Origin of the sequence: Achromobacter ruhlandii (genome assembly GCF_902859695.1) — a bacterium.
Classification (GTDB): domain Bacteria; phylum Pseudomonadota; class Gammaproteobacteria; order Burkholderiales; family Burkholderiaceae_B; genus Achromobacter; species Achromobacter ruhlandii.
The window spans coordinates 22,973-48,909 of sequence record NZ_CADIJL010000019.1; the positions used below are offsets into that span (position 1 = coordinate 22,973).

The 25,937-nt window shown below is 68.5% G+C and carries 24 protein-coding genes; 5 read left to right on the top strand and 19 right to left on the bottom strand.

The features are described from left to right. Positions 1-24: 24 nt before the first annotated feature. The 10 genes from uvrC to HV742_RS20845 form a co-directional block, all read right to left on the bottom strand. Entirely contained in the window at positions 25-1,854 is a 1,830-nt protein-coding gene (gene uvrC / locus HV742_RS20800) for an excinuclease ABC subunit UvrC (protein ID WP_049072758.1), read from the bottom strand. Continuing rightward, complete coding sequence (gene nagZ / locus HV742_RS20805; protein ID WP_049072757.1) at positions 1,817-2,872, bottom strand: beta-N-acetylhexosaminidase; 1,056 nt, start codon at positions 2,870-2,872, stop codon at positions 1,817-1,819. Before nagZ ends, uvrC begins: the two co-directional genes overlap by 38 nt. Positions 2,873-2,910: 38 nt before the next feature. Beyond that, entirely contained in the window at positions 2,911-3,348 is a 438-nt protein-coding gene (gene acpS, locus HV742_RS20810) for a holo-ACP synthase (RefSeq protein ID WP_175146263.1), read from the bottom strand. Positions 3,349-3,383: 35 nt separating this feature from the next. Continuing rightward, positions 3,384-4,124, bottom strand: a complete 741-nt coding sequence (gene pdxJ / locus HV742_RS20815) for a pyridoxine 5'-phosphate synthase (RefSeq protein ID WP_054503224.1) — start codon at positions 4,122-4,124, stop codon at positions 3,384-3,386. After that, on the bottom strand, positions 4,121-5,608 hold the full coding sequence (locus HV742_RS20820; protein ID WP_059272139.1) for an efflux transporter outer membrane subunit: 1,488 nt from the start codon (positions 5,606-5,608) through the stop codon (positions 4,121-4,123). The genes pdxJ and HV742_RS20820 overlap by 4 nt, the downstream gene beginning before the upstream one ends. Beyond that, positions 5,605-8,826, bottom strand: coding sequence for an efflux RND transporter permease subunit (locus HV742_RS20825; protein WP_049072752.1), 3,222 nt, complete (start codon positions 8,824-8,826; stop codon positions 5,605-5,607). Before HV742_RS20825 ends, HV742_RS20820 begins: the two co-directional genes overlap by 4 nt. Before the next feature lie 63 nt (positions 8,827-8,889). Continuing rightward, positions 8,890-10,134 (bottom strand): efflux RND transporter periplasmic adaptor subunit, encoded by a 1,245-nt coding sequence (locus HV742_RS20830; protein ID WP_049072751.1) that lies wholly within the window; start codon positions 10,132-10,134, stop codon positions 8,890-8,892. 271 nt (positions 10,135-10,405) lie between these two features. Beyond that, complete coding sequence (locus tag HV742_RS20835; protein WP_407061245.1) at positions 10,406-10,867, bottom strand: winged helix-turn-helix domain-containing protein; 462 nt, start codon at positions 10,865-10,867, stop codon at positions 10,406-10,408. Between the two features lie 151 nt (positions 10,868-11,018). Beyond that, positions 11,019-12,215, bottom strand: a complete 1,197-nt coding sequence (locus tag HV742_RS20840) for a DUF3734 domain-containing protein (protein ID WP_175146264.1) — start codon at positions 12,213-12,215, stop codon at positions 11,019-11,021. 19 nt (positions 12,216-12,234) lie between these two features. Beyond that, a complete protein-coding gene (locus tag HV742_RS20845) occupies positions 12,235-12,831 on the bottom strand; it encodes a DUF4136 domain-containing protein (protein WP_175146265.1) in 597 nt (198 codons plus the stop codon). 199 nt (positions 12,832-13,030) lie between these two features. Here HV742_RS20845 and HV742_RS20850 point away from each other — a divergent pair, with 199 nt between their 5' ends. Further along, positions 13,031-13,825, top strand: coding sequence for a TOBE domain-containing protein (locus HV742_RS20850; protein WP_049072749.1), 795 nt, complete (start codon positions 13,031-13,033; stop codon positions 13,823-13,825). Between the two features lie 90 nt (positions 13,826-13,915). On the opposite strand, the gene HV742_RS20855 is transcribed toward HV742_RS20850, so the two are convergent. The 8 genes from HV742_RS20855 to HV742_RS20890 form a co-directional block, all read right to left on the bottom strand. Continuing rightward, a complete protein-coding gene (locus HV742_RS20855; protein ID WP_175146266.1) occupies positions 13,916-14,602 on the bottom strand; it encodes an ATP-binding cassette domain-containing protein in 687 nt (228 codons plus the stop codon). Further along, positions 14,599-15,282 carry a molybdate ABC transporter permease subunit gene (gene modB, locus HV742_RS20860; RefSeq protein ID WP_175146267.1) on the bottom strand — a complete coding sequence of 228 codons (684 nt, stop codon included), beginning with the start codon at positions 15,280-15,282 and terminating at the stop codon, positions 14,599-14,601. Before modB ends, HV742_RS20855 begins: the two co-directional genes overlap by 4 nt. 31 nt (positions 15,283-15,313) lie before the next feature. Next, a complete protein-coding gene (gene modA / locus HV742_RS20865) occupies positions 15,314-16,072 on the bottom strand; it encodes a molybdate ABC transporter substrate-binding protein (protein ID WP_068950406.1) in 759 nt (252 codons plus the stop codon). Between the two features lie 126 nt (positions 16,073-16,198). Continuing rightward, on the bottom strand, positions 16,199-16,549 hold the full coding sequence (speD, locus tag HV742_RS20870; protein WP_049072743.1) for an adenosylmethionine decarboxylase: 351 nt from the start codon (positions 16,547-16,549) through the stop codon (positions 16,199-16,201). Next, positions 16,546-16,716 carry a hypothetical protein gene (locus HV742_RS20875; protein WP_162876642.1) on the bottom strand — a complete coding sequence of 57 codons (171 nt, stop codon included), beginning with the start codon at positions 16,714-16,716 and terminating at the stop codon, positions 16,546-16,548. Before HV742_RS20875 ends, speD begins: the two co-directional genes overlap by 4 nt. Before the next feature lie 3 nt (positions 16,717-16,719). Beyond that, the gene (locus HV742_RS20880) at positions 16,720-18,189 is read right to left on the bottom strand and encodes a DUF4178 domain-containing protein (RefSeq protein WP_175146268.1); all 1,470 of its coding nucleotides are present in this window, start codon (positions 18,187-18,189) and stop codon (positions 16,720-16,722) included. A 13-nt stretch (positions 18,190-18,202) separates the two neighbouring features. Beyond that, a complete protein-coding gene (locus HV742_RS20885) occupies positions 18,203-19,243 on the bottom strand; it encodes an SPFH domain-containing protein (RefSeq protein ID WP_049072741.1) in 1,041 nt (346 codons plus the stop codon). 43 nt (positions 19,244-19,286) lie between these two features. Beyond that, positions 19,287-19,673 (bottom strand): DUF350 domain-containing protein, encoded by a 387-nt coding sequence (locus tag HV742_RS20890; protein WP_049072739.1) that lies wholly within the window; start codon positions 19,671-19,673, stop codon positions 19,287-19,289. 96 nt (positions 19,674-19,769) lie between these two features. Here HV742_RS20890 and HV742_RS20895 point away from each other — a divergent pair, with 96 nt between their 5' ends. The 4 genes from HV742_RS20895 (at position 19,770) to HV742_RS20910 (ending at position 25,039) form a co-directional block, all read left to right on the top strand. Beyond that, a complete protein-coding gene (locus HV742_RS20895; RefSeq protein ID WP_175146269.1) occupies positions 19,770-21,281 on the top strand; it encodes a polyamine aminopropyltransferase in 1,512 nt (503 codons plus the stop codon). After that, positions 21,281-22,918: an NAD(P)-binding protein gene (locus HV742_RS20900; protein WP_175146270.1), complete on the top strand. Its 1,638-nt coding sequence runs from the start codon at positions 21,281-21,283 to the stop codon at positions 22,916-22,918. Before HV742_RS20895 ends, HV742_RS20900 begins: the two co-directional genes overlap by 1 nt. Positions 22,919-23,055: 137 nt before the next feature. Next, entirely contained in the window at positions 23,056-24,306 is a 1,251-nt protein-coding gene (locus tag HV742_RS20905) for an NAD(P)/FAD-dependent oxidoreductase (RefSeq protein WP_175146271.1), read from the top strand. Positions 24,307-24,334: 28 nt separating this feature from the next. Beyond that, positions 24,335-25,039 carry an aspartate/glutamate racemase family protein gene (locus HV742_RS20910; RefSeq protein ID WP_302478804.1) on the top strand — a complete coding sequence of 235 codons (705 nt, stop codon included), beginning with the start codon at positions 24,335-24,337 and terminating at the stop codon, positions 25,037-25,039. 102 nt (positions 25,040-25,141) lie between these two features. Here HV742_RS20910 and HV742_RS20915 read toward each other — a convergent pair whose 3' ends face one another. After that, positions 25,142-25,936: an ABC transporter ATP-binding protein gene (locus tag HV742_RS20915; protein ID WP_026384195.1), complete on the bottom strand. Its 795-nt coding sequence runs from the start codon at positions 25,934-25,936 to the stop codon at positions 25,142-25,144. Between the last annotated feature and the right edge of the window lies 1 nt (position 25,937).

The following is a 25,937-nucleotide window of genomic DNA, read 5'->3' on the forward strand; positions in this document are numbered from 1 at the left end:
GGCCACGAACCGGCCGTCCGGGCCCTATCCGCGCAGCGCCTCATAGATCCGTTCGGCCAATTCCTCGGAAATGCCGTCCACCGACGCCAGGTCCTCGATGCTGGCCGAGGCCACCCCCGAAAATCCGCCAAAGCGGGCCAGCAGACGCTGCCGCCGGCGTGCCCCGACCCCTTCGATCTCCTCCAGCCGCGACACGTTGCGGGTCTTGGCGCGACGCGCGCGCATGCCGGTGATGGCGAAACGGTGGGCCTCGTCGCGCACCTGGGCAATCAGCATCAGGGCGGCCGATTCGCCGCCCAGCGCCACCGGCGGGCGGCCATCGGCAAATACCAGGGTTTCCAGGCCGACCTTGCGCCCTTCCCCCTTGGCCACGCCCACCAGCGCCTGGATGTCCAGGCCCAGCTCGGCGAATACCTGGCGCGCCACCTCGACCTGGCCCTTGCCGCCGTCGATCAGCACCAGCCCGGGCATCTGCGCCTCGCCGTCGGCCACCTTGGCGAAGCGCCGCGTCAGCACCTGGCGCATGGCGGCGTAGTCGTCGCCCGGGGTAATGCCGGCGATGTTGTAACGGCGGTATAGCGAGGGCTGCATGTCGTGGTGCTCGAACACCACGCAGGAGGCCTGGGTGGCCTCGCCGGCGGTATGGCTGATGTCGAAGCACTCGATGCGCAGCGCGTCCAGCGCCGCCTCGTCGGTGTCCAGGTCCAGCGCCTCGGCCAGCGCCAGGGTGCGGGCGGCGCGGGCGCCGGATTCGGTCAGGGCGCGGGCCAATGCCATCTCGGCGTTCTTGAGCGCCTGCTCCAGCCAGGCGCGGCGCGCGCCCTGCGGCCGGGTCAGCACGCGCGACGGGCGGCCCCCGGCCTGCTCCACCAGCAGGTCGATCAGGCCGGCGTCGGGCAGCGCGTGCGAACAGACCAGCACCGGCGGCAGCGCGTTGTCGGTGTAGTGCTGGGCCACGAAGGCTTCCAGCACCTGCGGCGCGGCCTCGCCTTCGGCGTGGGTCGGGAAGAACGGCTTGTCGCCCAGGTGGCGCCCGCCCCGCACCATGGCCAGGTTGACGCAGACCTTGCCGCCGGCAATGGCGACCGCGACGATGTCGGTGTCCTCGCCGCTGACGTTCTCCATGGTCTGCTGGTGCAGCACCCGCGCCAGCGAGCCCATCTGGTCGCGCAGCGCGGCGGCCTCCTCGAAGCGCAGCGCCTCGGCGGCCTCCAGCATGCGGGCCTCGATCTCGCCCATCACGTCCTTGGCCTCGCCGTTCAAGAAGCGCACCGCGCGCTGCACGTCCGAAGCGTAGTCCTGCGCCTGGATGGCGCCCACACAGGGCGCCGAACAGCGCCCGATCTGATGCAACAGACAGGGCCGCGAACGGTTGGCGAAGACGGTGTCCTCACAGGTGCGCAGGCGGAACACCTTCTGCAGGATCTGGATGGTCTCGCGCACCGCCCAGGCGTTGGGGAACGGGCCGAAGTATTGGCCGCGCTTGTTGGTGGCGCCGCGGTAATAGGCGATGCGCGGCCAGTCATGGCCGGTGATCAGCAGGTACGGGTATGACTTGTCGTCGCGGAACAGGATGTTGTAGCGCGGCTTCAGGCTCTTGATGAGGTTGTTTTCCAGGATCAGCGCTTCGGCCTCGGAGCGCGTGACGGTGACCTCCAGCCGCGCCACCTTCGCCACCATCTGGGCGATGCGCGGGCTGGACAGGTTCTTCTGGAAATACGACGAGACGCGCTTTTTCAGGTCGCGCGCCTTGCCGACATACATGACCTCGCCGGCCGCATCCAGGTGCCGGTAGACACCCGGCAGATGCGGCAGGTCAGCCAGGAACGATTTGAGATTGAAGTCGTCGGGCATTCTGGTAACGGCTTTCGGCCTGCAGGGAATCCCAGTCGAGCGCGTCGAAACGCGGCATCAACCGGCGGATGCGGGCCACGGACTCGGGCGCGTGGTCGAATTCGAGCCGCGCCAGCAGCTCGTCGGCCAGGTCGGGCCGGTTGCACACCAGCACCATGTCGCAGCCGGCGCCGAGCGCGGCCTGGGCGCGCGCCAGGATATCGCCGGCGACGGACGCGCCTTCCATGGTCAGGTCATCCGAGAACACCACGCCATCGTAGCCCAGGCGGGTGCGCAGGATGTCCTGCACCCAGCGCCTGGAGAAGCCGGCCGGATGCTTGTCGACCTTGGGGTAGATCACGTGCGCCGGCATCACCGACGGCAGCACCGCGTCGCCCAGCCAGGCGTAGGGCGCGGCGTCGTCCTTGAGGATGCGTTCGAGCGGACGCGGATCGACCGGGATCTCGTGGTGCGAATCCGCGCCGACGAAGCCGTGTCCCGGGAAATGCTTACCGCAGGCCGACATGCCGGCCAGCGCCAGGCCCTGGATCAACGCGCGCGACAGCATCGTCACCACCCGCGCGTCATGATGGAAAGCGCGGTTGCCGATCACCTTGCTGACGCCGTAGTCCAGGTCCAGCACCGGCGTGAAGCTCATGTCCACGCCGCAGGCGCGCAGCTCGGCGGCCAGCACGTAGCCGGCCTCGGTCGCCAGGCGCATGGCGGTCAGCGGATCGCGGTCCCACAGCGCGCCCAGGTCGCGCATCGCCGGCAGCGGCGTGAAGCCGTCCTCGCGGAAGCGCTGCACCCGGCCACCCTCGTGGTCGACCAGGATCAGCAGGCGCTCCTTGCGCGCCTTGTGGATCTGGCGGGTCAGCTCGGTCAGCTGGCGGCGGTTCTCGAAATTGCGCGCGAACAGGATGACGCCGCCCACCAGCGGGTGGCGCAGGCGTTTCTTTTCTTCCTTGGTCAGCACGGTGCCGGCCACATCGACCATCACGGGACCGGGCGGCAGCGCCCGGGATTTCTTCTTGGCCATCGGCGTGTCCTTCTGTGTTGCAAGCCGGCCCGCGGGCGTCAGGGCTTGCGTTCGACCACCACGTAGGCGGCGGCCATGTCGGATTCATCGGTAATGGAAACGTGCGCGGCGCCAAAGCGCTGCACGTACCATTCCAGCAGTTCAGGGGCGATCACCAGCACCGGCCGGCCGCCGGGCGCGTTCAGCGTCTGCACCCGGCGCCAGGTCATGGGCATGCGCATGCCCAGCCCCACCGCCTTGGAGAACGCTTCCTTGGCGGCAAAGCGCGTCGCCAGGAAGCGCACGCCGCGCACCGGGTCGCGGGCGCGGCGGACATGGAACTTGGCCAGCTCCTCGGGCCCCAGGATCTTCTCGGCGAAACGGTCGCCGTGGCGCGCCAGCGCGCGCTCGATGCGATCGATGCGCAGCAGGTCCATGCCGATGCCGCCGATGGCGGCCGGCGCGGGGACGGCGAGAGGGGCTTCGGGCTGGGACATCGCTGCGGCGCCGTTCAAGGGGATCGGGCCCGGGCTCAACGGCCGCGCAGCGCTTCCAGGCGGGCCTGCACCATCAGCGCCTTCATGTCGCGCACGGCCTTTTCCCAGCCGTCGAACACCGCCTGCGCCACGATGGCATGGCCGATGTTGAGTTCGGAAATGCCGTCCAGCGCCGCCACCGGCTTGACGTTGCCATAGTGCAGTCCATGGCCGGCGTTGACGCGCAGGCCATGGCGCAGCCCTTCGGCCACCGCCACGCGGATGCGCTCCAGCTCGGCCAGGGCGGCGTCGCCCTCGGCTTCGGCATAGGCGCCGGTGTGCAGTTCAATGACCGGCGCGCCCGCGCGGGCGGCGGCGGCGATCTGCGCCGGATCGGGATCGATGAACAGCGACACGCGGATGCCGGTCTCGGTCAGCAGGCCGACCGCGTCCGTCACCGCCGACAGCGCGCCGGCCACTTCCAGCCCGCCTTCGGTGGTCAGTTCGGTGCGTTTTTCCGGCACCAGGCAGACGTCATTGGGCTTGACCGCGCAGGCGATCTCCAGCATCTCGGGCGTGACCGCGCATTCCAGGTTCATGCGCGTGCGCAATTGCGGCCGGATCGCGTAGACGTCGGCGTCCTGGATGTGGCGGCGGTCTTCGCGCAAATGCAGCGTGATCAGGTCGGCGCCGGCGTCCTCGGCGCGCAGCGCCGCGGCCACCGGGTCGGGATAGGTCGTGTGACGCTGTTGCCGCAGGGTCGCGACGTGATCGATGTTTACACCAAGTTCTATCATTGCACTTTCGTTGTTTCTTCCCAGCCGCCGCCCAACGCCTTGTAGAGTTCCACACGGTTGATCAGCGCGGCCAGGCCGGTTTGCACCAGCGCCAGCTGGGCATTGAAAAAGTCCACTTGCGCGGTCTGCACCTGCAGGTAGCTGTCGATGCCATTGGTATAGCGCAGGTTCGACAGTTCCAGGGTGCGCGCCGACGAATCCTGCAACGCGCGCTGGGCGTCCAGCTGCGCGCCATAGGTAGCCTCGCCCGCCAGCGCGTCCGAGACCTCGCGGAACGCCTGCTGGATGGTCTGCTCGTACTGCGCCACGGCGATGTTGTCGCGGGCCTTGGCCAGGTTCAAGCCTTCGCGGATGCTGCCGCCGGCGAACAGCGGCGTGGTGATCGACGGCGAGAAGCTCCAGTAGCCCTGGCCGCCCTTGAACAGGGTATCCAGCGACGGGCTGGCCACGCCGAACAGCCCGGTCAGCGAGATGGTCGGGAAGAACGCCGCGCGCGCCGCGCCAATGTTGGCGTTGGCCGACTTCAGGTTGTTCTCGGCGGCCAGGATGTCCGGACGACGCTCCAGCAGGTCGGACGGCAATCCGGCCGGCACCGTGGCCAGCAACTGGTCGCGGCCGAACGTGGCCGGCGGCGGCAGGTCCTCGGGCAGCGGCGTGCCCAGCAGCAGCACCAGCGCATTGACGGCCTGGGCCTGGGCCCGGGCCAGTTGCGCCAGGTCGGCCGATGCCGTGTCCAGCAGCGACTTGGACTGGTTCAGGTCCAGTTCGGACGCCACGCCGCCATCGAAGCGGCGCTTGACCAGGTTGTACGACTCCTGGCGCGAGGCCAGCGTGCGCTGGGTCAGTTCCAGCTGCACCTGGGCGGCGCGCAGGTTGAAGTACGACTGCGCCACCGCGCCGATCAGCGTGATGTGGGTGCTCTTTTGCGCCTGCTCGGTCGACAGGTACTGCTGGTACGCCGCTTCCGACAGGCTGCGCAGGCGGCCGAACAGGTCGATCTCGAACGTGGTCAGGCCGATGCCGGCCTGGTACGAACTGCTGATCGAACCGGCGCCCGGCTGGCGCATGTTCTCGGGCAAGCGCTGGCGCTGGCCCTGGATGCCGGCGCCGATGCTGGGCCATTGCGCGCCGCGCTGCACGCCGTACTGGGCGCGCGCCTCTTCGACGCGCTGCACCGCCACGCGCAGGTCGCGGTTGTTGACCAGCGCCAGTTCGATCAGGCGCTGCAGGCGCGGATCGCGGAAGAAATCGCGCCAGCCCAGGTCGGCTGCCGGCGTGCCGGCCTGCGGCGCCACCGCCGCCGCGGGCTGCGTGCCCAGCGACATGGGCGTGGCGTATGCGCCGTACTGCACCTTGGGCTGATCCGGCCAGTTGCCGGAAACCGGCGCGTCGGGACGCTTATAGTCGGGCGCCAGCGAGCAGCCGGCCAACGCCACCGCCACGAAGGCGGACAAGGCGGTCTGTTTGAACATCAGGGCGCTCATTCCTTGCCCTCCTGGCCACCGTTGGGTTGTGCGGGAGCGTCCGGCGGGGTCTGCCCCGCGGCCGCCTTCTTGGCCGCCTGCTCTTCCTCGAAGGCGCGCAGCTCGGCGCCCAGCAGGCGCGGCTTGGTCTTGAACAGGCCCAGCACCACCACGAAGAAGGTCGGCACGAAAATCACCGCGAACGGCGTGGCGGCCAGCATGCCACCCAGCACGCCCAGGCCCACCGCGCGCTGGCTGGCGGCGCCGGCGCCGGTGGCCATGGCCAGCGGCACCACGCCCAGGATGAAGGCCAGCGAGGTCATCAGGATCGGCCGGAACCGCAGGCGCGCGGCTTCCACCGCCGCTTCATATAGCCCCATGCCGCGCGCGTACTGGTCCTTGGCGAATTCCACGATCAGGATGGCGTTCTTGGCCGCCAGCCCGATCACGGTCACCATGCCCACCTGGAAGTACACGTCGTTGGACATGCCCAGCGCGCTGACCAGCGCCACCGCGCCCAGCATGCCCAGCGGCACCACCAGCATCACGGAGATCGGAATGGCCCAGCTTTCGTACAGCGCGGCCAGCACCAGGAACACCACCAGCAGCGACAGGCCCATCAGGATCGGGGCCTGGTTGCCGGCCTGGCGTTCCTGGTAGGACAGCCCGGTCCACTCGTAGCCGAAGCCCTGCGGCAACTGGCCCACCAGCTTCTGCATTTCCTCCATGGCCTGGCCGGTGGTGTAACCGGCCGCGGCGCTGCCGCCGATCCGCATCGATTCGTAGCTGTTGTAGCGCACCACCTGCACCGGGCCTTGCGACCACTTGGCGGTGACGAACGACGACAGCGGCACCATGCCACCCTGGGTGTTGCGGGCGTTCAGCTTGAGCACGTCGGACAGCTGCATGCGGTACGGCGCATCCGCCTGCACCCAGATGTTCTGCATCCGGCCCAGGTTGGGGAACTTGCTCAGGTAGGCTGAACCGACGGCGGTGGAGATCAGCGAGGCGGCCTCGTCGAAATTCACCCCCAGCGCGGCGGCCTTGTCGCGGTCGATGTCCAACGTCAGTTGCGTGCCGGCCGACAGGCCGGTGATGCGCACCTGCGACAGCACCGGGCTCTTCATGGCCATGCCCATCAGTTGCCCGGTGGCCGCGGCCAGCGCCTCGGTGCCGGCCGCGCCGCGGTCCTGCAGGCGCAGGTCGAAACCGGTGGCGTTGCCCAGCGACGAGATGGCTGGCGGCACGAGCGTGAACACCTGGGCGTCGTGGATGCCCATGAGCTGCTTCTGGAATGCATTGAACGCAATCGCGCCGGCCGAATCGCCCTTGCCCTTGCGGTCCTTGAAGTCCTTGAGCGTGGTGAAAGCGATGGCCGCGTTCAGGCCGTTACCGTTGAAGCTGAAGCCCTGCACGGTAATGATGTTCTCGACCGCGGGGATCTGGCGGAAATAGGCCTCGACCTCCTCGATCACCTCCACCGTGCGGTTGGCGCTGGCGCCCGTGGGCAGCTCGATGTTGCTGATGACGTAGCCCTGGTCTTCTTCCGGCAGGAACGAAGACGGCAGGCGCAGGTACAGCCAGCCCAGCAGGATCACCAGCACCAGGAACGCCAGCATCATGCGGCCGCCCTTGTGCAAAATGCGCGAGACCCAGTTCTGGTAGCCATGCGTGGTGGCGTCGAACTTGCGGTTGAACCAGCCGAAGAAGCCCTTTTTGTCGTTGTGGTGTCCCTTGGGCACCGGCTTGAGGATGGTCGCGCACAGCGCCGGCGTGAAGGTCAGCGCCAGCAGCGCCGAGAAGAAGATCGACACGGCCATGGCCACCGAGAACTGGCGGTAGATCACGCCCACCGACCCGCTCATGAAGGCCAGCGGCAGGAACACCGTCACCAGCACCAGCGTGATGCCGATGATGGCGCCGCTGATCTGCGGCATGGCCTTCTTGGTGGCTTCCTTGGGCGGCAGGCCTTCGGTCGCCATGATCCGCTCGACGTTCTCGACCACCACGATGGCGTCGTCCACCAGAATACCGATGGCCAGCACCATGGCGAACATGGTCAGCACGTTGATCGAGAAGCCCAGCCCCAGCATGACCGCGAACGACCCCAGCATGGCCACCGGCACCACCAGCGCCGGGATCAGGGTATATCGCACGTTCTGCAGGAACAGGTACATCACCAGGAACACCAGCACCATGGCTTCGGCCAGGGTGTGCAGCACCTGCTCGATCGAGACCTTGACGTACGGCGCGGTGTCGTAGGGGATGGCGTAGGTGATGTTGCCGGGGAAGTACTTGGACAGCTGATCCATCTGCTGACGCACGCCCTGGGCGGTGGCCAGCGCGTTGGCGTCAGGCGACAGCACGATGGCGAAGGCCGCCGTCGGCTTGCCGTTCAGGCGCGCGCCGAACTGGTAGTTGTCGGCGCCGACCTCGATGCGGGCGACGTCGCGCAGCAGCACCTTGGAGCCGTCGGTGTTGGCGCGCAGCACGATCTTGCCGAAACCTTCCACCGTGCTGAGCTGGCCGTTGGCCACCACCGTGGCGGTGATGCGCTGCGAGTCGGGGTTGGGCGGCGCGCCGATGCTGCCGCCGGACACCAGCACGTTCTGCGACGAGATGGCCTGGTTGACCTCGGCCATGCTCAGGCTGAAGCCCACCAGCTTGGCCGGATCGACCCAGATGCGCATGGCGCGCGGCGCCGCGAACAGCTGGAACTGGCCCACGCCCGACACCCGCGACACCGGGTTCTGGACGTTGCGGGTGATGTAGTCGGCCAGCGCCGTCTGGTCGAGCGAGCCGTCGGTGGACGACAGCGTCACGATCATCAGGAAGCCGGTGCTGGTCTGCTCGTACTTCAGGCCCTGCTGCTGCACGGCGGCGGGCAACTGGGCGATCACGTTGGACACGCGGTTCTGCACGTCCACCTGCGCCAGGTCGGGATCGCGCCCGGGCGCGAAGGTGGCGGTGATGGTCGAGGTGCCGTAGGAATCGCTGACCGACTCGTAGTAGATCAGGCCCTTGGCGCCGTTGAGCTTGTCCTCGATGATACTGGTGACCGATTCGGCCACTTCCTTGGCCGACGCGCCCGGATAGGTCGCGGTGATGGTGATGGCCGGCGGCGCCACGTCGGGGTACTGCGACACCGGCATGTTCGGGATGGCCAGTATCCCCGCCAACAGGATGAACAGGGCGACTACCCAGGCGAAGATTGGTCGATCAATGAAAAATTGCGGCATGTGGGCTGACTCTGAAAGCGATGCTCACCAAAGAGGAACGCAGCGCGTTGCGCTGCGAGCCGCTTACGATTTCTGCGGGGCCTGTTGCGCCGGCTGGGCCGGCTTGGCGCCCGGATCCGCGGGCTTGGCGCCGGGCTGCGCCGGCTGCCCGCCCGCGGCGGGCGCGCCGCCCGCCTTGTTCCAGGGGCTGGCCTGCACCGGCGCGCCGGGTCGGATCTTCTGGAAGCCTTCGACCACGACCACGTCGCCAGCCTTCAGGCCGCTGGTGATGATCCAGTCGTTCTTGATGGCCCCGCCGGTGGTGACGGGCAACTGTTCGATCTTGTTGTCCTTGACCAGCATCAGGCTCTGCGAACCGTCGGCCGTGCGCTGCAGGGCCTGCTGCGGCACCAGCAGGGCCTGGTCGTCCACGCCCTGCTCCAGGCGCACGCGCACGTACATGCCGGGCAGCAGGATGCCGTCGGGGTTCGGCACCTCGGCGCGCAGGTTGACCTGACCGGTGCTGGGATCGACGGTGATGCCGGTGAACAGCAGCTTGCCGGGGCGGTCGTACTCGGTGCCGTCCTCGAGCACCACGGTGGCGCGCGCGGCGTCCTTGCCCACCTGCTGCAGCTTGCCGCTGGCGAAGGCGCGGCGCAATGCGGCGAGGTCGGAGGTGGACTGGGTGAAGTCGACGTAGATCGGGTCGAGCTGCTGCACGGTGGCCATCTGCGTGGCCGAGGTGGCCTCGACCAGCGCGCCTTCGGTCACCAGCGGCTTGCCGATGCGCCCCGTGATGGGCGAAACGACGTCGGTGTAGCCGAGGTTGATCGAGGCGTTGTCCTGCGTCGCCTTGGCGGCGGCCACGGTGGCCTCGGCCTGGCGGTACGCCGCCACGGCGTTGTCGTATTCCTGCTTGCTGACGGCGTTGGCCTTGACCAGCGGCGCGTAGCGATCGGCCAGCAGCTTGGCGCTGAACAGATTGGCCTGCGCCTGCTTGAGCTGCGCGGTGGCCTGGTCGTAGGCGGCCTTGTAGGGCGCCGGATCGATCTTGAACAGCAGCTGGTTTTCCTTGACGTCACCCCCTTGCTCGAAGGTGATCTTCTGCACGATGCCGGTGACCCGCGAGCGGATCTGGGCGTCGCGCACCGCGTCGACGCGGCCGGGCAGTTCGGAAACGATGGGGGTGCGCTGCGGCTGCACCGTGATGACGCTGACCTGGGGCATGCCAGGGTTCATTTGCGGTTTTTCACCGCAGCCCGCCAACAACAGCGCGAGGACACCACCGGAAAGAGCCAGACCTGAGACACGTTTAGGCGAAAACCGCATTGAAACCCCCGCGAAGTTAACCGCGTCAAGCGACCGCAACAATGTAACGGCGTCTGCCGACTGCCGAGTCCGGTTGCCGAAGGGCGGTCGCGGGCTTGCGCGGCCGTGTCCGACCGCCGTATTTGACCGCAATAAACGTTTGCGATCAAAGCAACACCCTGCGCCCCGCCAATGACACGTGAATAGCCCGTTAATGTAACTCAGTTATTGGGGAAATCACGGATTTTCACGGGCTCGCGCGGCGTTGCGGAGGGGAAGAAAACAACGCCGATCAGACGTCGGCCACTTCTTGCAGGTTGCCCAGGAACACATAGCCCACGCCGTGCACGGTATGCAGCGGCAGGCGCCCGCCCGCCTGGCGCACCTTGCGCCGCAGGCGGCAGATCGCCACGTTCAGCGCACGCAGATTGGTGCTCTGGCGCGGCAGCATCAGTTCCTCACGCAGCAGCGCCAGTTCTTCGCGCAGCAGTTCCTTGCGCGGGTTGCGCAGCAGGCACTGGAAGCAGGCGCGCTCGACTTCGGTCAGGTCCAGCCGGGTGCCCTGTGGCGTCAGCAGGGTCCAGCCATGGTAGAGCAGGCTCCACCAGCCATCCAGGCGCACCGGGAAGGGTCCGCCGGCCCGCTCGGCGGTTGCGGCCACCTGGGGATCGCCCGGCGGCATCGTCGCGGCGGCGGGTCCGGACGGCGTGGATTGCGGGGCGGACGGGGCGGAATACGGGGCGGGCTGGCTCATGCGGTGTCTCCATCGGGCCGGGCCACCGGAATGACGGTGGCCCGGCGCCGAAACAAGGTTTCAAGTCTTGCCGAAAGACTACCGTTCTTGACGCCGTTATGCGGCGCCCCGCCCCGGGAATCAGACACGTCCTAGTCAATCCGTGCCTGGATCAAGACGTATGCGTGCCGTTGCGATGGATGTCGTGCGTGACAAAACAACTGTCCTGGGTGGGACGCGCCAGGATGCCGGGCTTGGCCAGCGTCTGGCGGATATCGGCCAGGCCCGATTCCCAGTGCTCGCGCATGGCCTCGGTGCCGAATTCATAGTCCTTGGAGAAACGCTCGCGATGCTTGGACTCGTAGATCAGGTTGATGATGTTAGTGGCCGGCGTCTTGGCCAGACGACGGATCTCGGCCAGCTCGGGCGCGCCGCGTTCCTTTTCGGGCAGGCGCTCGAGCAGTTGCTGCAAGCCATGGCGCAGCTTCAGCACCCGCCGCAGCTGGTCCGTGACCATGCGGGTCCGGCTGGAATACTGGATGTCCTTCTGGCGCTCGGCCACCTCTTCGAGCGTGGTCGGCAGGCCGCCCCGGGCGGGCCACAGGTCCACCTGGAACGCCAGCGTGTCGCGCATGGTGTCGCTGGTCAGCACCTGGGCCAGCGGCGTGTTGGAGACCACGCCGCCATCCCAGTAATGCTCGCCGTCGATCTCGACCGACGGGAAACCGGGCGGCAAGGCGCCCGAGGCCATGATGTGCTCGGGGCCGAGTGTATGCGTCCGGCTGTCGAAATAGGCGAAGTTGCCGCTGCGCACGTTGACCACGCCGAAGCTGGCGCGCACCGCGCCCGAATTGAGCAGGTCGAAATCGATGTACTGGCGCAGCGTCGCGGCCAGCGGCGTGGTGTCGTAGAAACTGGTGGAGGCCGCGCCCTTGCCATGCATCCAGTACGGCGGCGGGAAGCGCGGCTTGAAGAAACCCGGCTGGCCCGAGAACAGCGCCTGGAAGGCCGACAGCTGGCCATTCATGGCCGGCGAGCCGAAACCGAATGGAATCCCCTCGAACATGCCGGCCAGGGTGTCGCCCCAGGGCACCGAGGCGAACCCCGCCGGCCGGCAGATGCTTTCCCAGAACCCGCGCAACCGCTCGACCCGCTCGTCCTCGGGCGAGCCGGCGATGATGGCCGCGTTGATCGATCCGATGGAGATGCCGGAAATCCAGTTGGGTCGGATCCCCGCCTCGTGCAGCCCCTGGTACACCCCGGCCTGGTAGGATCCCAGGGCGCCCCCGCCCTGCAGCACCAGGGCCACGGTTTCATAGGACGGCGTCGCGCCGGTGTCGGGGGATGCGGCCTTGCGGCGAGTACTCATGCGGCGGTTCCTTGGGATACTAGGGCTTGGTCTTGTCCGGCCCCTGCGGCGCGGCCACGCCGGCGCGGAACGGATACTTGGCGAAGATGTCGGCCACGGCCTTGTCGATGCTCTGCGGCGAGGTCGCCATTTCGGGGTTCCGTACCTCGCCGACGGCCACGCCTTCCCACACCATCTGCTTGCGGCGCGCGTCCACCAAATCGATGTTGAGGGTGCCTTCGGTGTACTGGTAGACGGTGTCGCCCCAGCCGTAGCCGGGCCAGCCGCCGTAGAAGCCGGCGCGGTAGCCGTAGTACGGCCCCATGGCCGGCGGCGCCTCGGTCACCTGGGTCTTTTGCTGCAGCTTGCCATTGAAATTGACCAGCAGGTCGGGATTGGCGGCGTCGTAGACATAGCCGCGCATTTCCATCTGGCCACGGGTGGCGTCCTTGAGCCGCTCGGTCAGCAGGGTGCTGTAGCCCGCCTTGTCGGTGCCCAACGGCGACATGTAGCCAAAGGTGCGGTACCGCGAGAAGTCGGCCTGGCGATCGTAGTCGCCCTTGACGGTGGGTCCGGAGGCGCAGGCCGCCAACAGTGTCGCCATGGAACCCGATGCCAGCATTTTCAGCGCTTTCATGTCGATCTCCAAGAAGGCGGGGCCGCGAGCCGGCCCCCGATGTCAACATCCATCAACACACCCTGAGCGCATTCATAGTGCCGCGAAGCGGATAAAGTTTCAACAGCATCTCATTCTCATCGGATATATCTCAAAGGACGGCGGACCTGGCTCCATTACACTCGGGGTTGCTTCCAGACCCTGACCACACCTGATACCGATGTTGGAACTCGACGGCTCGATTTGGTTTCGTTCCGGCGCCCAGAACTGGGGCGGCAGGAACCGCATAGACCTGCTGGCGCAGATCGACGCCACCGGCTCGATCACGGCCGCCGCGCGCGCGGTTGGCATGAGCTACAAGGGCGCCTGGGATGCCATCGACGCCATGAACAACCTGGCCGGCGAACCGCTGGTGCTGCGGGCGGCCGGCGGCAAGGGCGGCGGCGGCACGCGCCTGACCGACCGCGCCCGCGGCCTGATCGCGACCTTCCGGGCGCTGGAAGCCGAGCACCGCAGATTCATGGAAAACCTGGCGCGCGCCGGCCTGGATGCCAGCGGCGACATTGACCTGATGAGGCGATTCATGCTGAAAACCAGCGCGCGCAACAAGCTCATGGGCACCGTGATGGAAGTCCGTCCCGGGGCCGTCAACGACGAAATCCGGCTGCGCATCGCTGGCGGCCAGGTCATCACCGCCACCATCACGCGCGAAAGCACGCAGGAACTGGAGCTGGCTCCCGGCAAGGAAGCGCTGGCGCTGGTCAAGGCCTCGTCGGTCATCGTCGGCGCGCCAGGCGCCGGCCTGCGCCTGTCGGCCCGCAATCAGCTGGCGGGCACCATCACGGCGGTGCGCACCGGCGCGGTCAACAGCGAGATCCTGATCGGGCTGGAAGGCGGCGCCACGCTGGCCGCCATCGTCACCAACGATAGCGCGCAGGACCTGGGGTTGGGCGAAGGCGCACCCGCAGTCGCCATTTTCAAGGCATCAAGCGTGATCCTGGGCGTGCTGGACTGACCGCGCGCCCACCGGGCGGACACCCGCCCCCGAGCGGCCGCCCTGGCGGGGCGGCTATGACATCCACGCGCGGCACGCCGCCCCTGTCCGTCAGAGCCCGACATCCTCATCGCGGCGGCGCACCTTGCCGTCGCGCAGCTCGAACACTTCATCGGCCAGCGCCTCGACGTCGGCCGGGTCGTGCGTGATCAGCAGCATCGGCACGTCCAGCTGGCGCTGCAACGTATCCAGTTCCTGGCGCATCTTGCCGCGCAGTTGCGAGTCGAGCGCCGAAAATGGTTCGTCCAGCAGCAGAATCTCCGGCTTGAGCATCAGCGCGCGCGCCAGGGCCACGCGCTGCTTCTGGCCGCCCGAGATCTCGTGCGGATAGCTGCCCAGGATCGCGCCCAGCTCGAAGGCGTCGACCCAGCGCCGCGCCTCGGCCGACACGGCCCGCCGCGGCGGATTGCGCCAGCCGCGGCGCGAGCCGAAGGCGATGTTCTGCGCCACCGTCAGATGCGGGAACAATGCGTAGTCCTGGAACAGGTAGGCCACGCGGCGGGCCTGCGGCGCGACGCTCAGGCGCGCGTCGGAATCGAACAGCACCCGGCCGTTGATCTCGATGCGGCCGGCGTCCGGCCGCAGCAGGCCGGCCACCGCCCGCAGCGTCAGGCTCTTGCCGGCGCCCGACGGGCCGAACAGCGCGATGCGCTTGGACTTGGACGAGAACGCCACGTCCAGGGAAAAGTGACGCTCACCCGACACCATGTTCTTGCGTATGCGCAGATCGACGCTCATCGCCCGCCTCCGCGCCGGCTGGAACGGATCGGCACCAGCCTGCCCGCCGCCAGCAGCACCACGATGCAGGTGATGGACGTGACCAGCACCAGGAAATTGGCGGTGGCGTCGTCGCCCGCCTGCACCGCCTCGTAGATGGCGACCGACAGCGTCTGGGTGCGGCCCGGCAGGTTGCCGGCGATCATCAGGGTGGCGCCGAACTCGCCCAGCGCGCGGGCGAAGGCCAGCAGCACGCCGGCCACGATGCCGCGCGCCGCCAGCGGCAAGGTCACGCGAAAGAACACGCCGACCTCGCGCACGCCCAGCACGCGGGCCGCGCTTTCCAATTGGGGATCGACGTTTTCGAAGGCGGCGCGGGCCGACTTGAACACCAGCGGAAAGGCCACCACCGACGCGGCGATGACCGCGCCCTGCCAGGTGAACACCAGTTCAATGCCCAGCGCCGCCAGCTTCTCGCCCAGCACGCCGCGCCGTCCCAGCAGCACCAGCAGGTAATAACCCAGCACCGTGGGCGGCAGCACCAGCGGCAGGGTCAGGACGGCATCCAGCAGGTCGCGGCCCGGCCAGCGCCAGCGCGACAGGCCATAGGCGGCCGCGGTGCCGGCCACGGCGGCCAGCAGCGTTGCCCAGCCCGCCACTTTCAGGGTAAGCAGCAGGGGCACCCATACCGGATCACTCATCACAGACCGCGTGGGCTACCCGCCCGCGTCCTCAAGGCTTCTGGAAGCCGTAGCGTGACAGGATTTCCTGTCCGGCGGGCGACATCACGTAGGCCACGAAGCGCTTGGCTTCCTGGGCGGCGGCATCGCGCGCCGTCACGGCGATGGGATAGGTGACCGGTGTCTGCGACGGCACGCGCACCGCCACCTTGACCTTGTCCGGCATGATTGCCGCGTCGGTGGCGAACACGAAGCCCGCGTCCACTTCGCCGCGCGACACGTAGTCCAGGCTCTGGCGCACGTTCTGCGCCAGCACGCTCTTGGCCTGCACCGCGTCCCACAGGCCGGCGGCCTGCAGCGCGCCCTGCGTGTAGCGGCCCACCGGCACCGAGGCCGGGTTGCCGTAGGCGATGCGCTTGATGTCGTCGCGCGTCAGGTCCTTGAGCGCGGTGATGTTGGCCTTGCTGTCGGTCGGCACGATCAGCACGACCTGGTTGGCGGCGAAATCCACCCGCGATTCGGGCTTGACGGCCTTTTCCTCGACGGCCTTGTCCATCGCCTTCTGGTCGGCGGACGCGAACACGTCGGCGGGCGCGCCCTTGACGATCTGCTGCAGCAGCACGTCGGAAGCGCCGAAGTTCAGGATGACCTTGGTGCCGGCATGCTCCTTCTCGTACGCCTGGGCCACGTCCTTGAACGCGTTGGTCAGGCTGGCGGCGGCGGACACGACCAGGTCGCCGGCGTGGGCGCTGGGGGCCCAGGCGGCGGCGAGGGCCAGCGACAGCGCCAGGACCGGGTGTTTGCGGAACATGTATCTCTCCTCGGACAAGATCAATCTCGGTGACGAAATATATATAGGTATATAACGCTCGTCAATTTGTGCCCGGGGCCGACTTGCGCCCGATCAACGAAAGGAGGAAATCGACCCGGAACCCGCTCAGCCGCGGTCGACCGTGGTGACGCGCACCGTGTCGGGGGCCAGCGCGGCCCGCAGCCGCTCGAGCGCCAGTTCGGGCCGGGCGGCCCCGCACATGAAGATGTCCAGCGCCGCGAACCGGTGCTCCGGCCAGGAATGCACGCTGATGTGCGATTCGCTCAGCATGACCACGCCCGTCACGCCCGCGCCTTCGCCGAAATGGTGGAAGTGGGCGCCCAGCACGCGCGCGCCGGCGGCCTCGGCGGCCCCCAGCAGCTCGCGCTCGAGCGCCTGGGCGTCGGCCAGCAGGCCGGCGTCCACGCCACGGAAGTCGGCCAGGATGTGGCGGCCGGGCGTCGCGTGCGGCGTCACTTGTGCGATCCGCCCGACGACCAGCCCGAGCTGCCCGACGATCCGCCGCCCCAACTGCTGCTGCTGCCGCCGCTGCCACCGCTGGTGAAGCGGGCGCCGGGCGAGCTGGCGCCGGTGGCTGCGATGACCACGATCAGGGCGTAGATGGCGTAGAAGAACTTGCCCATGCCTCAGTCGTCCTTTGCCGACATCTTGTCCGCGAGGCTGGCCGGCAGCCACAGGAAGGCCAGGCCGATCAGGATCGGCAGGATGCGGCCGCTGAAGATGTTGCCCAAGTTGAGGAATCCCATGGCGATGGTGGCGAACCAGGCCCATTTGCGATAACCGCCCAGCGAGGCCGAGCGCGGCATCGCCTTCTGCCTGGCCAGTTCGGGATTGTCGAACCACTGGGCCAGTTGCGCCGGCGCCACCGGCGCAGCGGCCGACCAGCCCACCTCGGCCGGCCCCTGTTCGCGGGTGAGCTTGAGGTTGCCGGCCTTGTAGTCGGTGATCTTGGTGCTGTCGCCGACCCTGACGCGCCAGTTGAAGGCGCCCAGCGCCAGGTCGACGCGCGAGGTGTAGTCGTACAGCTTCTGGTACAGCTTGGAGCGCCAGCGCACGCTGGTGGCGTTGTTGTAGCTGGGCCAGGTATCGCAGACCTGCACGCGCTCCCAGCCCTCGTCCGTCTCCACCAGCCAGATGAAGCCCTTGGCGGGGTTGAACAACAGGTATTCGATCCAGTCCGAGGGCTCTTCGGGATCCGGATCGGCGCATTTCATCAGGCCGATCAGGGTGTAGGCGGCGCCATCGATCTTGGCGGTGGCGCCCAGCGCCAGCGTGGTCTTGATGGCGTTGATCTTGCGCGCCTTGCCGATGACTTCGGCGGTCTCGCCGGCGCAGTCGACCGTGGCCGCGCACGACGGGCACACCACCTGCGTCGCCATGGCGGCGACGAAGCTGATCGGCGCGCCGCAGCTGGGGCAGTCCAGGGCCTTGATCTGGCCGCGGAAGCGCCCGGCGGTTTCCTCGACCTGTTCGTTCGAACGCAGCGTCGCCGCCTGCATGCCCGACAGGTCGAAGGCCTTGCCGATGTAGAGCTCGGGTTCGGGACCATCGGAGAAGTCCAGCGTCAGGAACGCATCCAGGCTGCGGAAATCGGCCACCTTGGCTTCCCAGCCATCGCCCGGCACGAACGGCAGTTCCCCCTGCGCGCCGCCAGCGCGGCAGCGCCGCACGTCGGAAGCCGTGAAGCGCTGGCCGTCCAGCTTCATGTCGTCGCCGGGCGAGATGTCGGCGAAGGCCGGCAGGCCCTGCACCGTCTTGACCTTGCGGCGGCGGGTAATGGCGTACTGGCCGGAGGCGTCCGACAGCCAGCCGTCCGAGCCGTCATCGAACCACAGGTACCACTCGTTCCAGAAGCCGTCCTCGTAGCGCAGCTGGATGCGGCCGATCAGGTCGAAGCGCTTGCCCTCGAACTGGCCGGCGGCGCCCAGGCACAGCGGCGAATAGTCTTCCAGGACATCGGCGGTCTCGCCGATGCGCTTGACCGACTCGGCGTCCTTGAGCAGCGTGCTGCGGCAGGCGCCGCAGACCGCCATGACCGATGCCGTGGAAGTGAACTTGACGGGTGCTCCGCACTGCGGACACAGGACCTGCTGCATGGGCGGGCGGCGCTCAGCTGGTGAGTTTCTTCAGGACTTCGGCCTTGGCCGCGTCGTAGTCGGCCGGCGTGATCAGGCCCTTGTCGAGCAGGTCCTTGAGCTGCTGCAGGCGCTGCACCGGGTCGGCGCCCGAAGCGGCCGCCGCGCCCGCGGCCGTGCCAGCTGCCGCCTGGGCGCCGGCCGCCGGTTGCCCCGCGGCCACGCCCAGTCCGGCCGCCATGGTCTGGCCCAGCGCCGCGCCGGCCGCCAGGCCCGCGCCGATGCCGGCGATGCCGCCTTCGTTCTGCGCCGCCAGTGGGATCGAGGTGGCGGTCTGGTACTGGGTGAACTTGCCCAGGTCGCCCGCCATGCCCATCGAGATCCGCGTGTCCAGCGCCTTCTGCAGTTCTTCCGGCAGCGACACGTTCTCGACCGTGAAGTTGTCGAGCTTGACGCCATAGCGCTCGAACACCGGGCCGAGCTGTTCGCCGATGCTCTGCGACATCAGGCCCTGGTTGCCGGCGATGTCCAGGAACGGCACCTTGGAGCCGCCCAGCGCGGTGGTCATGGCCGCGACCACCATGTTGCGCAACTGCGCTTCCAGGTCATCGACGGTGTAGACGTCGCGCGTGCCGCTGATCTCGCGGTAGAACTTGGCCGGATCGGTGATCTGGTACGAATACACGCCGAAGGCGCGCAGCCGCACCATGCCGAATTCGCTGTCGCGCAGCGTCACCGGCTGCGCCGTGCCCCAGCGCCGGCCCAGTTGCAGGCGGGTGCTGAAGAAGATCACGTCCGACTTGAAGGGCGACTCGAACAGCTTGTCCCAGTTCTTCAGGTACGTCAGCACCGGCAGCGTCTGGGTGGTCAGCTTGTACATGCCGGGGCCGAACACGTCGGCCACCTTGCCTTCGTTGACGAACACCGCCATCTGCGACTCGCGCACGGTCAGGCTGGCGCCGTACTGGATTTCGAAATCCTGCATCGGGTGGCGCCAGGCCAGCACGCCGTCGCCGTCCTCGTTCCATTGCAGGATGTCGATGAACTGTTTGCGGATAAATGAACCGAGACTCATGGCTAGTTCTCCTGTGTCAGAGATGGGTCGACGCGCGGGCCGCTCAGGTCAGGCAGGCGGCGTTGACCACGCCGGCGGCCAGCGAGATCGAACCGATCAGGCCGCCCATGGCGATGTTGTTTTCCTCGATGGCCTCGTGCAGGCCCTGGATGGCGCGCGACACGACGGCATAGACGACCAGTTGCACCACCATGGCGGCCACGCCCCAGACCAGGAACATGACGAAGCTCGCATGGATGGCGATGCTGGAGCAGAGCGTGAACGAAAAACCGACCAACGCGCCGCTGTATGAGAGCACCGCGGCAATGTTGCCCTGGCGGATCAGTTCGAATTCCTTGTAGCGCGTCACCGTGGTGTAGACGGCGGTGAAAATGCCCAGCATGACCAGCGCCGAAACAATGTAGATCAGATAGGTCACCGCCGGATGCATCGCTTCTCCCATAATCGCCCCTCCAGGCCCTGATTGCGCGCAGTATATACGCCGCCTTCGATATACTGCGAACGCATTTTTCGAGTCGGAACCCTCATGCGCGACCGCGTCCTCATCCTGTCGGTATTGATCGTCGCTTCCTGCGGCCTGGGCTACGAGCTCATCAGCAGCGCGCTGGCCAGCTATCTGCTGGGCGATTCCATCCTCCAGTTCTCGTCCGTCATCGGCTGCTATCTGTTCGCGATGGGCATCGGATCGTGGTTGTCAAAATATGTAAGAGACGACGACGTTTTGAATCGATTCATCGACGTCGAACTGGCCGTCGCCTTGCTGGGCGGGGTTTCCGCCGCGGTCCTGTTCCTGGTGTTCGCCTGGCTGTCGGCGCCGTTTCGCGCGGCGCTGTACGCGGGCGTCTTCATCATCGGACTGATGGTCGGCATGGAGATCCCGCTGGTGATGCGCGTCTTCAACCAGCGCAAGGCCGAGTTCCGCGAGATCGTCAGCCGCGTGCTGACTTTCGATTATCTCGGCGCGCTGGCCGTGTCGCTGATCTTTCCGCTGCTGCTGGCGCCCAAGCTGGGCCTGCTGCGCACCAGTTTCCTGTTCGGCATGCTCAACGCCGGCGTGGCGCTGTGGACCACCTGGCTGTTCCGCGGCGAGATCCGGCGCCCTGCCGAACGTGCCATACGCGGCGGCGTGGTGCTGGGGCTGCTGGCGCTGGGCTTCCTGTTTTCCGGCCAGATGACGGCCTGGGCCGAGAAGGGCCTGTACGGCGACGACGTGGTGCACGCCGAGACCACGCCCTACCAGCGCCTGATCGTGACGCGCTGGCACGACGACCTGCGGCTGTACATCAACGGCAACCTGCAATTCTCGTCGCGCGACGAACACCGTTACCACGAGTCGCTGGTGATCCCGGGCCTGCAGGCCCTGCCCTGGGCCCGCAACGTACTGGTGCTGGGCGGCGGTGACGGCCTGGCGGTGCGCGAGATCCTCAAATTCAAGCACGTTGAGCGTGTCACGCTGGTGGACCTGGACCCGGCCATGACCGGCCTGTTCTCGCGCTCCGAACCGTTGACGAAACTGAATCAGGGCTCGCTGACCGATCCGCGCGTCACCGTCATCAACGACGACGCCGGCCGCTGGCTCGAAAGCCACGCCGAGGTCTACGACTTCATCGTGGTGGACTTTCCGGATCCGTCCAACTTCGGCCTGGGCCGGCTGTACTCGGTGCCGGTCTACCACCTGATGGCGCGGCACCTGGCCGAGAACGGCTACATGGTGATCCAGTCGACCTCGCCCTACTTCGCGCCGCGCTCGTTCTGGAGCGTGGACTCCACGCTCAAGGAAGCCGGCCTGAACACCTGGCCGTACCACGCCTACGTGCCGTCGTTCGGCGACTGGGGCTTCATCCTGGCCGGCAAGCGCCGCGACTACACGCCGCCGGACGCCGTCACCGTGCCGACCCGCTACCTCGATCCGGCCACGCTGCGCGAGCTGTTCCACTTTCCCGCCGACATGCCGGCGCTGGCCATGCCGCCGAACCGCCTGAACGAACAATCGCTCGTGCGGTACTTCGACGAGGACTGGCGCAAGGTCATCCGCTGATGCGGCGCCGCACCTTCCTGCTGGGCGTCGCCACCGCCGCCGCCGCCGGCACGGCGGGTTACTACCGTTCACGCGTGGTCGAGACCACGCCCGAGGTGCGCTACCCGGGCATGCAGGCCGGTCACGCGCTGCGCGATGGCGCGGCGCTGCCGCCGTCGGCCGGCGCCCGCCGCTGCCAGGTGGCGATCCTGGGGTCCGGCGTGGCCGGCCTGTCGTGCGCCTGGAAACTAGCGCGCGAAGGCTTCACCGATTTCGTCGTGGTCCAAGGCCCCGAGTACGGCGGCAACGCCGCCGCCGGCGCCCGCGACGGGCTCGACTACCCGCTCGGCGCGCACTACCTGCCGCTGCCGTCGATGCAGTCCACCCACGTGCGCGAGATGCTGGCCGATTTCGGCATCGCCGAGCGCGACGCCTTCGGCGAGCGGCCCTATTACGACGAGGCCATCCTGGCGCACTCGCCGCAGGAACGGCTGCTGCGCGACGGCCGCTGGGAAGACGGTCTCTTGCCGATGCACGGGCTGCCCGAGGCCGATCTCGAACAGCACCGCAAGTTCCTGGCGCTGGTGGACCGGCTGCACGGCGCGATCGGCAACGACGGCCGCAAGGTCTTCTGCATCCCGATCGTGCTGTCCTCGCGCGACCCTGTCTGGCGCGCGCTGGACGCGCTCACATTCAAGCAGTGGCTGGACCGCGAAGGCTACACCTCCCCCGCCCTGCACTGGTACCTGAACTACTGCTGCCGCGACGACTACGGCGCGCCCTACGACCGGGTCTCGGCCTGGGCCGGGCTGCACTACTTCGCCAGCCGCGACGGCCATGCCGCCAACGCCGCCGAGGGCGCGGTGCTGACCTGGCCCGGCGGCCTGGCGCCGCTGGTGCAACGGCTGCGCAACGCCATCAGCGCCCGTCTCGGCCATGAGGGCTGGCTGCTGCCCGGGACCGCCGCGCGGTTGCAGGAAAGCGCGGCCGGCCCGCGCATCGATTGCCTGGCGCCGGGGCCCGCCGCCCGCGTCTTTACGCTGCAAGCGCAACGCGCGGTCTGCGCCATGCCGCTGTTCGTGGCCCAGCGCCTGCTGCCCGACATCCGCGCCTACGGTTACGATCCGGCCGCGCATGCGTCGCCGCACGCGCCCTGGCTGGTGTCGAACTTCGTCATGGACGGCTATCCGCGCGAAGCGCCGGGCGAACCGCTATCGTGGGACAACGTGGTCTACCAGGGCCAGGCGCTGGGCTACGTGGTCTCGACCCACCAATTGCTGCGCGTGGCGCGTTCGCCGCGCACGGTGTTCACCGCCTACCATGCCCTCAGCAACCAGACGCCACAGGCCGCGCGGCAATGGCTCGCCGAGGCCCGCCCCGAGGCGCTGCGCGACGAGGCCGCCGCCGACCTGGTCGCCGCCTATGGCGACGAGTTCTGGCGTCGCGCCCGGCAGTTGGAGATCACGGTGCGCGGCCATGCCATGGCCTCGCCCTATTGCGGCTATCTATCGAACGCCGGCCTGGCGGCGTTGCGCGAGGTGGACGGCCCGGTGCTGTTCGCCCATGCCGACCTGTCCGGCTATTCGGTGTTCGAAGAAGCCGCGTGGTGGGGCGTGGCGGCGGCCGGCCGCATCCTGGGGCAGCGGCCGCCGGCGTGACCAGCGCCGGCCCACCCGCCTGGTGGCCGCCGCGTCGCAATCCTGGAATGCCCGCCTTCGCTGGCGCCCGCCCGCTGCCCTACAATCGTCCGCTCACCTCCCTTGGTTCCATACCGACTCAAGCAGCGACAGCGACGATGGGAAAGCAAGTCATAGTGCTCGGCGCCGGCATCGTCGGCGTCTGCTGCGCGCTGGAACTGCAGCGGCGCGGCATGCAGGTCACCCTGGTCGACCGCCAGGATCCCGGCCGGGAAACCTCATCCGGCAACGCCGGCGTCCTGGCCCGCAGCTCCCTCATGCCCTTCAACCATCCCGGCCTGTGGCGCCAGTTGCCCCGGCTGCTGCGCAACGACACCGTCCAATTCCGCTACCGCGCCGCGTACCTGGCCCGCAACCTGGGCTGGGCGGCGGGCTTCCTGGCGCGCGCCCGGCCGTCGGTGTTCGGCGAAACCACGGCGGCGCTCGACGGCCTGATCCGGCGCTCCGCCGCCGAACACCTGCGCCTGCTGGACGCGGCCGGCGCGCGCCACCGCCTGCGCGACAGCGGCTGGATCTTCCTGTTCCGCAGCGAACAGGCGTGGCAGGGCGGCGCCCTGGCGCGCGAGGCCTACGCCCGCCACCAGGTGCCGACCCAGGCGCTGGCCCCGGCCGAACTGGCGCAACTGGAGCCGGCCCTGGCGCCGATCTTCCCGCGCGCGCTGTGGATCCAGGGTTCCTATTCGGTGGACGATCCCGGCGCCGTGACCACGGCCTACGCCGACCTGTTCCAGCGCTCGGGCGGCGTCTTCCGCACACTGCGGGCCGCCGCCATCCGCCGCGATGGCGGACGTGGCTGGATCGTGCAAGGCGACGCCGGCACGGAAACGCTGACGGCGCCCGACCTGGTGGTGGCGCTGGGCCCGTGGTCCAAGGCCCTGCTCAAGACCACCGGCATCGACCTGCCGCTGGCGTTCGAGCGCGGCTATCACATGCATTACGGCGCCGCCGGCGGCCCGGCGCTGGGCCGCCCCATCTACGACACCGGCGGCGGCTACGTGCTGTCGCCGATGGCGCGCGGTCTGCGGCTGACCACCGGCGTCGAGCTGGACGACTGCGACGCGCCTGCCCGTCCCATCCAGTTGGACCTGGCGGAAACCCGGGCGCGCGAGGCCATCGACCTGGGCGAGCGGCTGGACCCGCGGGCCTGGCTCGGCCGCCGCCCGACGCTGCCGGACAGCCGCCCGATGATCGGCCAGGCGCCGCGCCATCCCGGCCTGTGGCTGGCGCTGGGCCACCAGCACATCGGTTTCAGCACGGCGCCCGGCACCGCGCAGATACTAGGGGAATTGATGACCGACGGCGACGCCACCGGCCGCCACGACGCCTTCCGTCCGGGACGATTCCTCTAGGGCGTATCGACATTCACGGGAGCCTCGCGTGGCCACGAACGATGCAACTCTGCCAGCCGCGCCCGCGGCCCCAGGCGCCTTTCTCGGCCTGCTGATGCTGGACACGCGCTTTCCGCGCCCGCCCGGCGACGTCGGCAACCCCGAGACCTACGCCCGCGCCGGCATCCCGGCGCGCTTCGTCACGGTGCCGGGCGCCTCGCCGCGCAAGATCGTGCAGGAAGCCGACCCGGCCTTCCTGCGGCCGTTCATCGATGCCGCCGTGGGTCTGGCGCGCGACGGCGCGGCGCTGATCTCCACCAGTTGCGGTTTCCTGGCGCGCTACCAGGACGCCTTGCAGGCCGCCGTGCCGGTGCCAGTCGTGTCGTCCAGCCTGCTGCAATGCCATGGCCTGGCGCGGGTGGGCATCGTCACCTTCGATGCGGCCTCGCTCGATCGCGCCTTGCAGGATGCGGCCGGCGTGCCCGCCAACGCCGTGGTCGAAGGCCTGGCGCCCGGCTGCGAGATGCAGGCGCGCATCCTGGAAAACGCGCCGGACATGGATCTGGCGCGGGTCGAACGCGACGTGGTCGAGGCGGCCGAACGGCTGGCGCGGCGCGCCCCGGACCTGACCGACATCGTGCTCGAATGCACCAACATGCCGCCCTACCGCGAGGCCGTGGCGCGCGCCACCGGCCTGCCAGTGCACGACATCGAGACGCTGCTGCTGCGCAGCTGGCGCGCGCTGGCGGCCTGACCGCCAATCCGCGCGGGCGCCGCGCGCCGGCATGAAAAAACCCGGCGTGATCCCGAGGGATCCGCGCCGGGTCTTGCGCCTGGCGGCTTCCGGAGCGTCCGTTCAGCCCAGCAGCAAGGCGTCGTCCGACAGCTTCTCGCCGCGCACGCGCTCGAACATGGCCAGCAGGTCGGGCACGTCCATGCCGCGGCGTTCATCGCCGGACACGTCCAGCACCACCTGGCCCTGGTGCAGCATCACCGTGCGGTCGCCCACGTCCAGCGCCTGGCGCATGCTGTGCGTGACCATCATGGTGGTCAGCTTGCTTTCGGCCACGATGCGCGCCGTCAGTTGCAGCACGAAGTCGGCGGTGCGCGGGTCGAGCGCGGCGGTGTGTTCGTCCAGCAGCAGGATGCGCGACGGCTGCAGCGCCGCCATCAGCAGGCTCACGGCCTGGCGCTGGCCGCCCGAGAGCAGGCCGATGCGGTCGGTCAGGCGGTTTTCCAGGCCCAGGCCGAGCGTGGCCAGGCGTTCGCGGAAACCTTCCTTCATCGAGGCCTTGACCGCGCGGCCATAGCCACGGCGCGCGCCGCGCAACTGCGCCAGCGCCATGTTCTCTTCGATGGTCAGGTCTTCGCAGGTGCCAGCCATCGGATCCTGGAACACGCGCGCCACGCGCGAGGCGCGGGCCCAGACCGGCTGGCGCGTGACGTCGGCGCCGTCGATCTCGATGCGGCCGGAATCGACCGGCAGGTCGCCCGACACGGCATTCAGGAAGGTCGACTTGCCCGCGCCGTTGGAGCCGATGACGGTGACGAACTGGCCCGACGGGATGTCCAGCGACAGCCCGCGCAGCGCCCGCGTCTCGATCGGCGTGCCGGCGTTGAAAGTGATCTTGAGGTCTTTTGCGGACAACATA

Excerpts from the sequence above, each read along its gene's own strand:
- uvrC (WP_049072758.1), bottom strand. The coding sequence starts at position 1,854 with ATGCCCGACGACTTCAATCTCAAATCGTTCCTGGCTGACCTGCCGCAT.
- nagZ (WP_049072757.1), bottom strand. The coding sequence starts at position 2,872 with ATGGCCAAGAAGAAATCCCGGGCGCTGCCGCCCGGTCCCGTGATGGTC.
- acpS (WP_175146263.1), bottom strand. The coding sequence starts at position 3,348 with ATGTCCCAGCCCGAAGCCCCTCTCGCCGTCCCCGCGCCGGCCGCCATC.
- pdxJ (WP_054503224.1), bottom strand. The coding sequence starts at position 4,124 with ATGATAGAACTTGGTGTAAACATCGATCACGTCGCGACCCTGCGGCAA.
- HV742_RS20820 (WP_059272139.1), bottom strand. The coding sequence starts at position 5,608 with ATGAGCGCCCTGATGTTCAAACAGACCGCCTTGTCCGCCTTCGTGGCG.
- HV742_RS20825 (WP_049072752.1), bottom strand. The coding sequence starts at position 8,826 with ATGCCGCAATTTTTCATTGATCGACCAATCTTCGCCTGGGTAGTCGCC.
- HV742_RS20830 (WP_049072751.1), bottom strand. The coding sequence starts at position 10,134 with ATGCGGTTTTCGCCTAAACGTGTCTCAGGTCTGGCTCTTTCCGGTGGT.
- HV742_RS20835 (WP_407061245.1), bottom strand. The coding sequence starts at position 10,867 with ATGAGCCAGCCCGCCCCGTATTCCGCCCCGTCCGCCCCGCAATCCACG.
- HV742_RS20840 (WP_175146264.1), bottom strand. The coding sequence starts at position 12,215 with ATGAGTACTCGCCGCAAGGCCGCATCCCCCGACACCGGCGCGACGCCG.
- HV742_RS20845 (WP_175146265.1), bottom strand. The coding sequence starts at position 12,831 with ATGAAAGCGCTGAAAATGCTGGCATCGGGTTCCATGGCGACACTGTTG.
- HV742_RS20850 (WP_049072749.1), top strand. The coding sequence starts at position 13,031 with ATGTTGGAACTCGACGGCTCGATTTGGTTTCGTTCCGGCGCCCAGAAC.
- HV742_RS20855 (WP_175146266.1), bottom strand. The coding sequence starts at position 14,602 with ATGAGCGTCGATCTGCGCATACGCAAGAACATGGTGTCGGGTGAGCGT.
- modB (WP_175146267.1), bottom strand. The coding sequence starts at position 15,282 with ATGAGTGATCCGGTATGGGTGCCCCTGCTGCTTACCCTGAAAGTGGCG.
- modA (WP_068950406.1), bottom strand. The coding sequence starts at position 16,072 with ATGTTCCGCAAACACCCGGTCCTGGCGCTGTCGCTGGCCCTCGCCGCC.
- HV742_RS20875 (WP_162876642.1), bottom strand. The coding sequence starts at position 16,716 with ATGGGCAAGTTCTTCTACGCCATCTACGCCCTGATCGTGGTCATCGCA.
- HV742_RS20880 (WP_175146268.1), bottom strand. The coding sequence starts at position 18,189 with ATGCAGCAGGTCCTGTGTCCGCAGTGCGGAGCACCCGTCAAGTTCACT.
- HV742_RS20885 (WP_049072741.1), bottom strand. The coding sequence starts at position 19,243 with ATGAGTCTCGGTTCATTTATCCGCAAACAGTTCATCGACATCCTGCAA.
- HV742_RS20890 (WP_049072739.1), bottom strand. The coding sequence starts at position 19,673 with ATGCATCCGGCGGTGACCTATCTGATCTACATTGTTTCGGCGCTGGTC.
- HV742_RS20895 (WP_175146269.1), top strand. The coding sequence starts at position 19,770 with ATGCGCGACCGCGTCCTCATCCTGTCGGTATTGATCGTCGCTTCCTGC.
- HV742_RS20900 (WP_175146270.1), top strand. The coding sequence starts at position 21,281 with ATGCGGCGCCGCACCTTCCTGCTGGGCGTCGCCACCGCCGCCGCCGCC.
- HV742_RS20905 (WP_175146271.1), top strand. The coding sequence starts at position 23,056 with ATGGGAAAGCAAGTCATAGTGCTCGGCGCCGGCATCGTCGGCGTCTGC.
- HV742_RS20915 (WP_026384195.1), bottom strand. The coding sequence starts at position 25,936 with ATGTTGTCCGCAAAAGACCTCAAGATCACTTTCAACGCCGGCACGCCG.